Below are 12,865 nucleotides of genomic sequence, written 5' to 3'. Positions count from 1 at the left end.
GAATCATCTATGAAAAAAAATGCCAAAACTAAAATCAGCCTTGTATCCATCCTTGTCATCCTGGGCGTTGCTGCAAGAATGATGCGAGTCATCCACCGACAACAAATCAGGGAGCAAAACAAGCAAACCATCCAAACGACTAAAAAGGTTGCAGAGTTTCAGAAATCATTAGACGAGGAAGAAACGAAGAAACGCAACGAAACCTTCAACAAGATTTATAATGAATCCCTGGTTCGGACAAAATTTGAGAACTGGCAAAAAGTCGATGAACTCCATGGTTTGGGACAAAGAACTGGGCAATTTTATATCTATAACTTTGAAAAAAAAGAAGAGATTCTCTTAGAGAATACAGATCAAGCATTTGTTCTACCCATTCGAGACAAGAGCAATAACGTCACATTTGAGGCTATCTTTGCCCACAAGGACGGTCAGTGGCATATCCTAGATCCAGACGGAAGTTCACAGTTGCAACTAGGAGCAGCCAACGTTTCCGCTGAATCTAAGTTTGTAATCGAAAACAATGTCTTAGATTACGACCAGTAAATTCGTAAGGACTTGGCTAAACAACATACAAAAAGCTTAGGCCCCCATCTTGAAATTGGGATTCTAAGCTTTTTCGTTTATAGGAGAGAGTCGGCCAGCAAGTACCGAAAACTTTTATTCAACAGAAGCCCCATTTGTCGCAATGACTTCTTTGTACCAATAGAAGGATTTCTTACGTGAGCGATCCAAGCTTCCCTTGCCTTCGTTGTCCCGGTCGACATAGATAAAACCGTAGCGCTTCTTCATTTCTCCTGTCCCGGCCGAGACCAGATCAATACATCCCCAAGTCGTATAGCCCCAGAGGACAACGCCATCTTCATGGATGGCCTCCCGCATGGCCTTGATGTGGGCAGCCAGGTAGGCAATCCGGTAATCATCCTCAATCTCCCCTGCTTCATTTGGAGTATCAACGGCGCCTAGTCCATTTTCTACGATAAACATCGGCTTTTGATAACGATCCCAGATGGTGTTCAGCGTAATGCGGAGACCAAGAGGGTCAATCTGCCAACCCCATTCCGAGCTTTCTAGATAGGGGTTCTTCAAAGAGGCAAAAATATTACCCGCTGTTTTTTCCCTTTCAGCTGGATCCCCTGAAGCGACCCGACTGGCATAGTAGGAGAAGGAAATAAAGTCCACTGTATGGTCTTTCAACAATTGAAGGTCCTGCTCCGTCATCTCAACCGTGATTCCATGACGTTCCCACTCTTTCTTAGCATAGTTAGGGTATTCCCCACGCGCCTGCACATCGATAAAGAAATAGTTCTTGCGGTCTTCTTCTAGACCAGCCCAGACATCTCGCGGAGCACAGGTATGCGGATAGTTTTGCCCAGCTGCCAACATACAGCCCACCTTATTGTTTGGATCAATCTCATGGGCTAGCTTAGTGGCAATGGCTGAAGCGACCAACTCATGGTGAGCCGCCTGGTATTTGACTTGCTCCTCATTCTCCCCTTCTTCAAAGCAGAGACCCGCTCCCATAAAAGGCGCATGAAGGATCATATTGATCTCATTAAAGGTTAGCCAGTATTTGACCAAGCCCTTGTAGCGAGTGAAGAGGGTCCGGCAGAGTCGTTCATAACATTCCAACATCTTACGACTACGCCAACCTCCATACTCGGTAATCAAATGCATGGGACAGTCAAAGTGGGTAATGGTCACCAAGGGTTCAATGCCATACTTGTGGCACTCCTTAAAGAGGTCTTCATAGAACTGTAGACCTGCTTCATTCGGCTCTAGTTCATCTCCTTTAGGGAAGATCCGAGACCAGGCAATGGACAAACGATAGGTTTTAAAGCCCATTTCCCCAAAGAGCGCAATGTCTTCCTTGTAGCGATGGTACATATCAATGCCATCTTTAGCTGGATAAAAATAGCCTTCTTCAAAGTCGAACATCTTTTTCTGACCCGTAATAATGGCGTGACGATCAGGCCCAATCGGCACCACATCCACATTAGCCAAGCCACGGCCGTCTTCATTATAAGCTCCCTCACACTGGTTAGCAGCCGTCGCACCACCCCAAAGGAAACCATCTGGAAATTGAAGTTTGTCGGTCATCTCTCTACCTCACTTGATTTGATAGTTCTATTATACCCTTCTCTTTCCCAAAAATCCTACAAGATCCTATGAAAAACTAAACCTATTCTAAGATAACTCCTGCACTTGGAAATAAAAAAAGATCGGATAACTCCGATCTTTTTATGTTCCACTCCAAGAACGTTTAAATTTTTTGATAATAGAATTACCTACTTCATACGATAAAAATCAATCACTAAACCAGCTGGGCCTTTAATTAGCAGGCTTTCGGTTCCCCAATCGGTTACAACTGGGCCGTTTAAAACCTGGATACCAAGCTCTTTCAACCGTTTGTAGTTCTCGTCTACATCCTCAACCTCGATATGAAGAATGATTCCTGACTGAAAGTTTTCCAAAGGAACCAAATGATTTTGAGACAACATGAGACAGTGACTGCCAATCGTGAACTGAGCAAAACTATCATCAACATAATCAGCTTTTTTATCCAAAATACGCTCCAAGCTAGCACAAACTTGGGGAACATCTGACACGATAATATCTAATTGATTTAAATTCATTTACTGTCCTCCACAAAAAGACCGGATTGCTCCGATCTTTTTAAGTTCTGCTCTAAGAAAATCAAAGAATAAACAAGGCATCGAACCGCAGGCAGTACTGGAGTACGGCAAGGTGAAGATAACGCAGTTTACATTTGATTTTCGACGATAGGAATTATTTGATTGCGCGTGATTGCAACCCTTCTTCTTCCAAGAAGAGGCGGAATGGTACGAGTTCTTCTGCTTCGTATTTTTCCTTGAAGGCTTTGATGGCTTCTTCTGAGTGTTGTTTTGGATCCAACTCAAGTACTTCTACTGGAAGTGGACGATGTGGAGTGATGCGAGCATCGATAACAACAGTTTTACCTTCTTTGTTCAATTTAACAGCTTCTGCAACGACTGCGTCGATGTCTTCGATACGGTCAACTGTAAATCCAATAGCTCCTTGAGCTTCAGCGATTTTCGCATAGTCAGCATTAGGGAAGTCACAACCAAACAAGTGTTTGTTTGTGTCTTCGTATTTGTCCTTGATGAAAGCATATTTACCATTTGAGAAGACAACGTTGATAACTGGAAGGTCGTATTGAACGTTTGTGATAACGTCTGGGTAGCACATGTTGAAGGCTCCATCACCCATGATGTTCCATACTTGGCGATCTGGATTGTCTTTCTTAGCAGCGATACCACCAGGAAGGGCAATACCCATTGTCGCAAAGAGTGGAGATGTACGCCACATGTTCTTAGGTGTCATGTGAAGGTGACGAGTAGATGTTTGAGTAGTGTCACCTACGTCGATTGAATAGATAGCGTCTTGATCAGCATGTTTGTTGATTGCATTGTAAACTTGGTACAATTGCAATTCACCTTCAGTTTTACCTTCGAGTTTGTTCATGTAATCACGCCAGTTTTGGTTATTCTTAACGTTTGCACGCCACCATGGAGTAGATTCAACTGGATTCACTTTGTCAAGGATTGCTTTCGCTGCTTGACCTGCATCTCCAAGGATGGAAGCGTCAAGGGCATGTCGTTTACCAAGTTTGTAAGGGTCGATATCCACTTGGATGAATTTTTCAGTGTTCTTGAAGGCTTCGTAAACTTCAGCAAATGGGAAGTTTGAACCAAGGAAAAGAACTGTGTCTGCTTCAAAGACCACTTCGTTGGCTGGTTTCCAACCAACACGGTAAGCAGAACCTGTCAAACCTTCGTAGTTCCATTCGAAAGCTTCAAAGTTTTTACCAGTTGTGATGATTGGTGCTTTGATTTTACGTGACAATTCAGTGATCACTTCACCAGCTTTAACACCACCGTAACCTGCGTAGATCACTGGACGTTCCGCATTGTTCAAGATTTCAACAGCTTTGTCAATTTCCACTTCGTTCAAAGCAGGAGCGATGAATGAGCGCTCGTATGAACCTGAACCGTAGTATGAGTTTTCGTCGATTTCTTGGAAACCAAAGTTTACTGGAATTTCAACAACGGCTGGACCTTTTTTAGAAACGGCAGCACGGCAAGCTTCATCGATTACTTTTGGTAATTGTTCTGCGTAAGCTACACGTTTGTTGTAAACAGCGATACCGTTGTACATTGGGTTTTGGTTCAATTCTTGGAAGGCATCCAAGTTCAATTCGTTAACTGGACGTGATCCAAGGATAGCAAGGAATGGAGTGTTATCCATAGCTGCATCGTAAACACCATTGATCAAGTGAGTCGCACCAGGTCCACCTGAACCAACTGCAACCCCGATAGAGCCACCAAATTTAGCTTGCATAACCGCTGCAAGAGCACCAGTTTCTTCGTGACGAACTTGCAAGAAACGGATATCTTTGTCTTCAGCCAAAGCGTCCATAAGTGAGCTAAGTGTTCCAGATGGGATACCGTAGATCGTATCTACGCCCCATGTTTTCAATACATTAAGCATTGCTGCAGATGCAGTAATTTTTCCTTGAGTCATTCTAACTCTCCTTTAATTCTATTTTGATCCCTTAAAATGCAGCATAGCGCTTCTACTTCATCTTTGCGATCATCTCGCCTTGAAAATGAGTTTTTTCTGACTTTTCTCATGAAAACGATTTACAAAACGATTACAGTATTAATTTATCACAAAGAGATTCACATGTATAAGGATCTGCTCAGAGATGCTCAATCCCTATTCCATAACAGATCCTCTTTTTGAGAAATTTTCACAAACTATCCTATAATAGGGTATTTTACTATAGTTTTATACCCATCCCTTTTCCTTGTCGTTCTAGGAAAAAGAGAAAAAGAGTGATACAGAATTCTGTACCACTTCTTATTTTCATTAATCAATCTTCGCGACATTGAGAAGCAGTGAGCTAGTCAAAACAGACACAGAACTAAGGGCCATAGCAAGACCTGCTAGTTCTGGATTGAGGGTCAATCCCAGTCCTACAAAGACTCCAGCAGCAATTGGAAGCCCAAGGAGATTGTAGATAGAGGCCCAGAAGAGATTGAGTAAAATCCTGCGGAAGGTCTTTTGACTCATGTCAAAGGCGCGCACAACGCCAAGCAAATCATTTTGCGTGAGCACGATGCCACCGGACTCGATCGCAATATCCGTTCCAGATCCCATAGCGATCCCCACATCCGCGATCGAGAGAGCTGGAGCATCATTGATCCCATCTCCAACAAACGCGACCTTGCTATCTTCTTGCAGTTTTTGGATGGCGCTAGCTTTTTCTTGAGGAAGGACATCAGCAATGACGGTATCAATTCCCACTTGCTTAGCAATAGCTTGGGCCACCCGTTCATTATCCCCCGTTAACATGACCGTTTTCAAGCCCCGTTCTTTGAGCTTTTTGATCGCTTCTTTTGAGCTGGCCTTCGGAGCATCTTGAATGGCAATCAAGCCAATCACTTGCCCATCCACAGACAAACTGATCACTGTTTTGGCCTGCTCTTGCAACTCTACCATCCGTTTTTCAAGCTCCGGATCCATCGCTGTCCCGTCATGAAGTTTACCATTTCCCAAGGTCACCAACTGCTGGTCGATCTGACCTTGGACCCCTTTTCCTTCAATCGCTTGGAAGTTTTCCACAGGGGATAACACCAAACCTTTTTCTTCTGCTTGGGATAACACCGCTTGGGCTAGTGGATGTTCTGAAAAAGTTTCAAGACTAGCAGCCAGTGTCAAGACACGCGCTTCATCTCCTACAACATCGGTTACAAGTGGTTGACCAATAGTAATAGTCCCTGTCTTATCAAACACAACGGTTTGAATCTTTTGCACTTCTTGAAGAACTGTTCCATTTTTAATCAGAACCCCCATCTTGGCACTACGGCCGGTTCCGACCATCAGGGCTGTTGGGGTTGCTAAACCAAGGGCACAAGGACAGGCAATAATGAGGACAGAGACTGCATAGAGCATGGCCTCTTGAAGCGACGCGCCCAGAAGCACGGACCAAACCCAGAAAGTCGCAATGGCCAAAATCGTCACCACCGGAACAAAGATACCTGAAATCTTATCCGTCAAATCTTGAATAGGAGCACGACTGGATTGGGCCATTTTGACAAAGTCCACAATTTGAGATAAGAGGGTCTCACTACCGACTTTTTCAGCCTTAAAGAGAATGGTCCCATTGCTGTTGATAGTGGAGCCGATCACTGCATCACCAACTGATTTTTCCACAGGCAAGCTTTCACCTGTCACCATCGACTCATCAATGGTCGTACTTCCTTCTACAATCGTCCCATCAACCGCGATCTTTTCCCCAGGACGGACCCGAATCAAGTCACCAATTTGGATATCTTCTGCCGCCACCTCGACATAGTTCCCATCACGGAGAACTTGAGCTGTTTTTGCCTGCAAATCCAACAACTTTTCCACAGCCTCGGAGGCATTGTTACGCATCCGTTCTTCAAAGATTTGCCCTAAGAGGATAAAGAAGATGATAAAACCCGCAGCCTCAAAGTATACTGGCTGACCAGTAAAAAGGGCAAATACACTATAGACATAGGCTACCAGGGTTCCAAGAGCTACCAAGGTATCCATATTGGAATGGTGCTTCTTAAATGAGGCCCAGGCACTCTTGATAAAAGGTACTCCTGCTACCAACATGATCGGCGTTGTCGCTAGAAAGTTTCCCCAGCGATTGACTGGATGGGAGACAAGTCCTGCCCACATCCCGATCATCAAGATTAATAAAGGAAGGGTAAAGATACTAGTAATCCAAAAGCGATCCCGTAAACTTAAGACACGACGGCGTTTTTCCACAACCGTGTAGGAACCCTTTTGCATCTTCATTCCACATGAAAACTCAAAGTCCCCTGTTTCTGTCGGGGTAAAGGATATCACCTTATCCACACCGACTTCCAAAGGCTCTAAAATCCCCTGATCTTCAAACAAAATTTCCTTGTAACAGCCGGAAGGATTGACCCGATGGAAGGTGATTTCAGCAGGGATCCCTTTTTGAAGTTGAAATTCTTTGGGACTATAGCCCTTTTCTGCTGTAATACGGATCTTTTGCACTCCGTTTTCCACAACTGCTTTTTGTTTTTCTACCATACCTAACTCCTTTATTCCACAATCATTTGACCATGCATCATGTTCATTCCACATGAAAACCCATATTCGCCCGCTTTTTCTGGCGTAATTTCAATGACATGTTTTTCACCTAAAGGCAAATCTTCATGAACGCCAAAGTCTGGAAAGATCACTTGAGCCAGACATGAAGATGGATCCTTGCGATTAAAGATGATCCGGGCTGGAACATTCTTTTTCAGGACAATGGTTTCAGGCGAATAGCCCCCCATGACTTCGACTTCAATTTCTTGATAACCTGATTTCTGACGAGCGTGGCCGCTTACCTTTTCATGCTCTGCAAAGAACCACCAAGCAATAAAAGCAACCCCAAGTAAACAAACAATACTAATTAACAATCCAAACATTAAAATTCCTTCTTTCTATTACATACAATTGCAAGGGACTGTTTCGACAGCCTCTGCTTTCTTTTCTTCCAGGACCTGCTGCAGCTGATTAAGATCTGCAAGCGTAAAGTCACTCTCCTGAATCAAGTTTTCAAGCACCTGGACAATTCTTTTTGAGCAAACCTTGTCTTTCACATCCTCAACCACCAAGTCTAAACCCTGGTCCTGCTTCAACAAAGCCGAGTAGACAAAGGCTTTGCCAGATTTTTCTCTGGTCAGACAGCCTTTCTCCACCAAGCGGGTCAAGAGAGTCTTAATCGTCGACTTCGACCAGTCAAAGCGCTCGGACAAGACGGCGATCAAATCCGTGCTGGTCTGCTTGCCTTCCATCCAGATAATCTTCATGATGCGCCATTCCGCATTAGAAATTTGCATGGCTCCTCCTTTCATGATCTACATCCGTAAACCTTATGATGTTATTTTACACCTAAGATTTACATTTGTCAACCAAAAAATTAAAAAAAAAAACAAATCTTCCTTTGAAGATTTGTCTGGTTGGGCTTTTTTCACTCCCTATTTTTATCTCTATACTATCTCCTGCAGAGCTTGGGCTAGGATGCGATACCCGGCCACACTTAGATGGAGGCCATCTGTCGTATAGGCTTCTGCTAACTGCCCCACTTCATCCAATAAAGACGAATACACATCGACATAGCTGACCTGGTGGTAGGCTTGGGCCAATTCTTGATAAGCCTGATTGAGGGCTTGAATTTTATCATTGGTCCGCACATAGACCTTTTGTTTGTAGCGCTCTTCTTGACTCACCGGTAGAACCGAGATCAGGTTGATGTGGGTCAGCGGAAAATCTCGCATGATCGCTTGTAAGACCGCTTCTACATTGTCTAAGGTTTCCTTTTGAGGAATTTCTTTTCCGATATCATTGGTCCCGAGCAAGAGAAAGATCTGATCCACCGCCGTTCCAAAAACATGGGCGTCTAGATGCTTACGAAGGAGATCCGTCTTATAGCCTCGTACTCCTCGATTGACCATGTGTTTGGGACTTTGTAATAGTTCATGAATGGGGAAATACTCCATGATAGAATCCCCGACAAAGATCAAACCAGGCTCTTTAAGAGGGGCTTGATTGAGCTCCCGATAGGTTGTTAAAATTTTCTCCTGCTCCTTTAAGAGCCAGTCTTCTAACAGTTGTACCGCCATCTACTTTTTTCCTTTCACTTGTTCCCAGGGGGTCAATCCTAGATACTCTTCGATCACCTGGTAGACACCGCCTTCTTGATGGCTCGGCGCTAGGTGTTTGGCAACAGCCTTGACAGCTTCTTCTGCATTGGCCACAGCATAGGAGTGACCAGCCATTTCAAGCATTTCGATGTCGTTTCCGCTATCCCCAAAGGCCATGACCTGACTAGCATCGAGCTGCCATTTCTCCATTAATTGAGCCAGTCCCCAAGCCTTGTGAATACCTGCTTGTAAGAGATCCATGCTCCCAAAACCGCTCGAAACCGCCATGAGCTGATCTCCAAAAGCCTGTTGGACTTCCCGACTCACTTGATCAAGACGATCCAAGCCAACCACCAAGCTCATTTTAAGCACCTGGTCAAACAAATCGGCTGTCAATTCCGGAACAAACTTCATTCGCTTGTACAAGGCTTCAATCACTTCCGGCTGCATGAATTTTTCAACTTCTGTAAAGACCGTGCCTTCCTTGACAAAGCCACCATTGACAGCTGATACAACCAACTGATCTGAAATTTCCCGGCCCTTAAAATAAGCAAGAACCGCCTCCACCAATTCCCGATCCCAGAATTTTCCTAGAACCATCTGGTCATTCTCAAAAATCCGAGCTCCATTGGCGACGACCAGGGTCACCCGCTTGACCAAGGGACCCAAGAGCTGGCGCATGCGATGGATTTCATTTCCCGTCGCAATGACAAAGCGAATCCCTTTTTGATCCAAGTGGTCCAAAAGCCTTTCCAGACGCGGAAGGTCCACCTCTCCTCGTTCATCTAATAAGGTTCCATCCATATCTGTTGCAATCAACTTAATCATACAATCTAACCTTTTCCCTTTCATAGGGTGCAAACTATCTGTTCCCATTATACCACAGATCAAGCAAGTCAAAACCACCCGTGAAAACAGGTGGTTTACTTTTAGTCTGAAAGTTGCTACTAAAGACCAAGTGATATCATAAATATAATCCCTTTTCTACACTTTCCTGAACCAACTCTTCCGTCAGTTTCCATAATGCTTTGGACTCACTTTTTATAAATTTTTTCTTTTCTAATACCATCTCTGAACGGATATGATCGGGATTATAATTTACTTCTGACACTTCCAAGTGATTGATCAGTGGTACCAATGCATCAATCACTCTTGCATATCTTGCCTCAGGACTCTGCCCTTTTTCAAACTCCAACCACGAATTTTTCATATTCAAATAGGTTGCTTCTGGAAGGAGGCTCATTGTTTTTTCTATAGATGCTAGCTCTCTATCATGAGCATGAACCTTTTTTTCATCATCAAACACCCAAGTATCTCCGGCATAAATCTCACCTAAATCATGAATCAATAACAGAAACATGACCTTTTCCATATTCAATTTTTCAGGATAATAATCTTGAAAAACCATCGCAGCTATCGCACCCTGCCAGGAATGCTCGGCACTATTTTCAAACCGTCCATCAAGGGTTCTATTAAACCTTGTTACCGACTTTAATTTCTCGATTTCTTTAATAAATTCAACTGTCTGATTCAAATCACTCAAGGCGACTCCAACCTCCCTATTCGAAATTACGACTATCATACCAAAAAACAGGTTTTCCATAAATGAATTCCCATATTTGCAAAAAGAAAACTCCCTCCTTTTCGGAGCACCTCCTTTTTTCTAACAGGACCACAAGGGCAATCAAAAAAGCTAACCTATCTTTACCGGTTACTTCTATTTTTTTAACCAAGAAAGGCCCAAATGATGGCAATCAGCACTGCCGGAAGGAGATTGGCGACCTTGATTCGTTTGCCCCAGATGAGGTTGATCCCAACACAGAGAATGAGGCTGGAGCCGACCAGTGAGAGATTCGACAGCGCTTGTGGGGTCATGATCGGTGCGATCAAATGGGCCAACAGCGTAATCACCCCCTGAAAGATCACGAGTGGAACCACCGCAAAGATGGCACCCTTTCCTTTTGAAACGGTCAAAACCAAAACGATGACCATATCCAGAATAGCCTTGGCCAACAAGGTCGAGGTGTCGCCTGTCAGGCCATCCTGGACTGCTCCGACTACCGCCATAGCCCCGATACAAATGGTCAAGGCTGTGGTCATAAAGGCATCAACAAAGCTGGAATCGCCTTGGTTGCCCGTCTTTTCCTTCAGCCAGGTTCCCAGGCGCTCAAAACCCTCCTCAATCTTCAAGAGTTCCCCGATAACGGTCCCGATTACTAGACTCAGAATCAACATCATACTGCCGTGACTCTCCACATGACTTCCATGCACCACCAGCATCTTTTCCAAGGTCCCTGCAATACCCAAGACAAAAACAGCAACTCCTGTCACTTTCAGAAGGGTCTCATGAAAATCTTCTGATAAACGTTGACCGATGAGCAGTCCTAAAAGCCCACCAAATACAACTCCTAAGGCATTATAAAAGGTCCCTAAACCGATCATTTACAAACTCCTTCGTTCATTTTTCATTCTTTTTCAATTTCTTTCAAAGACCAATGCCCCGTCTCTTCATACTGGTCAATTAAGTCCTTGGCTGTTTGCGTAATCTCCTCTGGATAGTGCAGACTTTCTAGAGTATTGACCGCATTCTTGGTCACGGCTGACCCTGGCTTGATCTGGTAGTCAAAGACGATCTTGCCATCCACATAGCGACTGTCAAAATGGTAATTATCATTGACCTCACCAGAGGCTGCGACAAGCTCAATATCATGACTGGAAATCATGTAGAGACAGTTTTGGGCAGCCAACCAGCGGACAATCCCAAGGCCTGATCCGATCCGCTCGATGGTATTGGTCCCCTTAAAGAGCTCGTCAATAAAGAAGTAGTGAAAACCTGGCTCTTTCAAATGCTGAATCATACGCAAAATAGCTTTACTCTCCGTGATAAAGTAGCTATCTCCAACTTCAATATCATCGCTTACATCCATAGCCGTTAGGACATGACCGTAAGGCAGGGCCAAGGTTTCTCCATAGGCAAAGCCCAGCCCTTGAGCCAGAATAGCATTGATAGCAACGGTCTTCAAATAGGTCGATTTCCCAGACGCATTGTCCCCACTGATGACCATATTTTTTTGAAAATGCACATCATTTGCAATCGGATTGGACAGCAAGGGATGATAGAGCGTCTCGCCTTCAATCCCACCTGTCTCCGTAAAGACTGGCTGACAGACCACTTCTAGATCCCGCTTATGGCGCAAGAGACTAATAGCAACTTCCATCTCCCCTAGCAAATCCAGAAGTTTCTGGGCCTCTTTTTGATGAGCTTTCACCTGATTGTAAATATAAACCTGAGCGATCTGCGGGAGTAAAAAGAGGACATTGAGGTAGAGGAGAATAATTTCCATCTCAGAAGTCCCCGTTGGACTCTGCAAGACACTGGCAAGGATCCGCGTTTTCTTAAAGGGTTTGACCGCCTGCTTAAGTTCTTCTTGTTGTGGCAAGGCTAGATGGCTCAAGCGTTCTGCCGAAGCAAAGATGCGGACCAGATAACTAACATTGTCCAGACGGATTTTATTGGACCAATTGCGCAAACTTGAAAAGACGATATTAAAGACCACACTGATCACCAAGAGGGTAATCGCCCCCACTGGCTCAAAGGGGATGGCAAAGAGACAGAGGATTGGAAGACAGGCCAAGGCTATATAGAGGGGCAAACCTGCATAATGCTTGCCAGGATTTGCGACAATGCTACGCGCCATATTGTGGTTCTTCTTGCCCAGTTGGTTGAAAATGACCTGGACCTTGAGCCGCAAATCGGGATGCTCTTCAAAGAAGGCTTCTAAGTCATGAAGCTGATCCTGAGGCTGGAATTCTAGCAGGCGCATTTTTTGATAGAGGGCTTCTGCCCCAAGGCTCGATTGGGTGTAATTGAGCTGATCAAAGACCGCATCCAAAGCCAAATCATGCCAGGTCTGATCATCCACTTGGCTATCGATCGTCTTTCCCTTAGCTGGATAAGCCAGACTGGCTATCAAACTTTCTTCCGTGTCTTTCTTACGAAAGAAAGGCGCTCCATCCCAAGCTTTTTTCAGCTTTTGCTTGAGGCGGATAGCCGTGAGAAATTTGGTTGCCCAAATCACCACCATCAATCCTAGGATCCCAAGCGGAATCCAGTTTACATTTCCTTCCAT

At 44.4% G+C, this 12,865-nt stretch carries 12 protein-coding genes; 1 reads left to right on the top strand and 11 read right to left on the bottom strand.

What is annotated here, in order from left to right:
* Positions 1-9 precede the first annotated feature (9 nt).
* Positions 10-543, top strand: a complete 534-nt coding sequence (locus GMC92_RS04485) for a hypothetical protein (protein ID WP_155199856.1) — start codon at positions 10-12, stop codon at positions 541-543.
* A 114-nt stretch (positions 544-657) separates the two neighbouring features.
* Here GMC92_RS04485 and GMC92_RS04480 read toward each other — a convergent pair whose 3' ends face one another.
* The 11 genes from GMC92_RS04480 to GMC92_RS04430 all read right to left on the bottom strand — a co-directional run bounded on the left by GMC92_RS04480 (position 658) and on the right by GMC92_RS04430 (position 12,865).
* On the bottom strand, positions 658-2,097 hold the full coding sequence (locus GMC92_RS04480) for a 6-phospho-beta-glucosidase (RefSeq protein WP_155199855.1): 1,440 nt from the start codon (positions 2,095-2,097) through the stop codon (positions 658-660).
* 188 nt (positions 2,098-2,285) lie between these two features.
* On the bottom strand, positions 2,286-2,633 hold the full coding sequence (locus GMC92_RS04475) for a VOC family protein (RefSeq protein ID WP_155199854.1): 348 nt from the start codon (positions 2,631-2,633) through the stop codon (positions 2,286-2,288).
* 154 nt (positions 2,634-2,787) lie between these two features.
* Positions 2,788-4,563 (bottom strand): pyruvate oxidase, encoded by a 1,776-nt coding sequence (gene spxB, locus GMC92_RS04470; protein WP_155199853.1) that lies wholly within the window; start codon positions 4,561-4,563, stop codon positions 2,788-2,790.
* Between the two features lie 348 nt (positions 4,564-4,911).
* Entirely contained in the window at positions 4,912-7,134 is a 2,223-nt protein-coding gene (locus tag GMC92_RS04465; protein WP_155199852.1) for a heavy metal translocating P-type ATPase, read from the bottom strand.
* 11 nt (positions 7,135-7,145) lie between these two features.
* Positions 7,146-7,517, bottom strand: coding sequence for a cupredoxin domain-containing protein (locus GMC92_RS04460; RefSeq protein ID WP_003013285.1), 372 nt, complete (start codon positions 7,515-7,517; stop codon positions 7,146-7,148).
* 18 nt (positions 7,518-7,535) lie between these two features.
* Positions 7,536-7,931 carry a CopY/TcrY family copper transport repressor gene (locus tag GMC92_RS04455; RefSeq protein ID WP_003013309.1) on the bottom strand — a complete coding sequence of 132 codons (396 nt, stop codon included), beginning with the start codon at positions 7,929-7,931 and terminating at the stop codon, positions 7,536-7,538.
* 150 nt (positions 7,932-8,081) lie between these two features.
* Entirely contained in the window at positions 8,082-8,714 is a 633-nt protein-coding gene (locus GMC92_RS04450) for an SGNH/GDSL hydrolase family protein (RefSeq protein WP_155199851.1), read from the bottom strand.
* Positions 8,715-9,563 (bottom strand): Cof-type HAD-IIB family hydrolase, encoded by an 849-nt coding sequence (locus GMC92_RS04445; RefSeq protein WP_118227834.1) that lies wholly within the window; start codon positions 9,561-9,563, stop codon positions 8,715-8,717. It abuts the gene before it with no gap.
* A gap of 136 nt (positions 9,564-9,699) precedes the next feature.
* Entirely contained in the window at positions 9,700-10,317 is a 618-nt protein-coding gene (locus tag GMC92_RS04440; RefSeq protein ID WP_422070970.1) for an HD domain-containing protein, read from the bottom strand.
* Positions 10,318-10,460: 143 nt separating this feature from the next.
* Positions 10,461-11,177 carry a DUF554 domain-containing protein gene (locus GMC92_RS04435; protein ID WP_155199850.1) on the bottom strand — a complete coding sequence of 239 codons (717 nt, stop codon included), beginning with the start codon at positions 11,175-11,177 and terminating at the stop codon, positions 10,461-10,463.
* 23 nt (positions 11,178-11,200) lie between these two features.
* Entirely contained in the window at positions 11,201-12,865 is a 1,665-nt protein-coding gene (locus tag GMC92_RS04430; RefSeq protein ID WP_155199849.1) for a MutS-related protein, read from the bottom strand.

It is taken from the genome of Streptococcus parasanguinis, from assembly GCF_009717775.1.
In the GTDB taxonomy this organism is placed as follows: Bacteria; Bacillota; Bacilli; order Lactobacillales; family Streptococcaceae; genus Streptococcus; species Streptococcus parasanguinis_AG.
The sequence above is the reverse complement of the archived record's forward strand: the minus strand, read 5'-3'. Positions and strand labels throughout refer to the sequence as shown.

Excerpts from the sequence above, each read along its gene's own strand:
- GMC92_RS04485 (WP_155199856.1), top strand. The coding sequence starts at position 10 with ATGAAAAAAAATGCCAAAACTAAAATCAGCCTTGTATCCATCCTTGTC.
- GMC92_RS04480 (WP_155199855.1), bottom strand. The coding sequence starts at position 2,097 with ATGACCGACAAACTTCAATTTCCAGATGGTTTCCTTTGGGGTGGTGCG.
- GMC92_RS04475 (WP_155199854.1), bottom strand. The coding sequence starts at position 2,633 with ATGAATTTAAATCAATTAGATATTATCGTGTCAGATGTTCCCCAAGTT.
- spxB (WP_155199853.1), bottom strand. The coding sequence starts at position 4,563 with ATGACTCAAGGAAAAATTACTGCATCTGCAGCAATGCTTAATGTATTG.
- GMC92_RS04465 (WP_155199852.1), bottom strand. The coding sequence starts at position 7,134 with ATGGTAGAAAAACAAAAAGCAGTTGTGGAAAACGGAGTGCAAAAGATC.
- GMC92_RS04460 (WP_003013285.1), bottom strand. The coding sequence starts at position 7,517 with ATGTTTGGATTGTTAATTAGTATTGTTTGTTTACTTGGGGTTGCTTTT.
- GMC92_RS04455 (WP_003013309.1), bottom strand. The coding sequence starts at position 7,931 with ATGCAAATTTCTAATGCGGAATGGCGCATCATGAAGATTATCTGGATG.
- GMC92_RS04450 (WP_155199851.1), bottom strand. The coding sequence starts at position 8,714 with ATGGCGGTACAACTGTTAGAAGACTGGCTCTTAAAGGAGCAGGAGAAA.
- GMC92_RS04445 (WP_118227834.1), bottom strand. The coding sequence starts at position 9,563 with ATGATTAAGTTGATTGCAACAGATATGGATGGAACCTTATTAGATGAA.
- GMC92_RS04440 (WP_422070970.1), bottom strand. The coding sequence starts at position 10,317 with ATGATAGTCGTAATTTCGAATAGGGAGGTTGGAGTCGCCTTGAGTGAT.
- GMC92_RS04435 (WP_155199850.1), bottom strand. The coding sequence starts at position 11,177 with ATGATCGGTTTAGGGACCTTTTATAATGCCTTAGGAGTTGTATTTGGT.
- GMC92_RS04430 (WP_155199849.1), bottom strand. The coding sequence starts at position 12,865 with ATGGAAGGAAATGTAAACTGGATTCCGCTTGGGATCCTAGGATTGATG.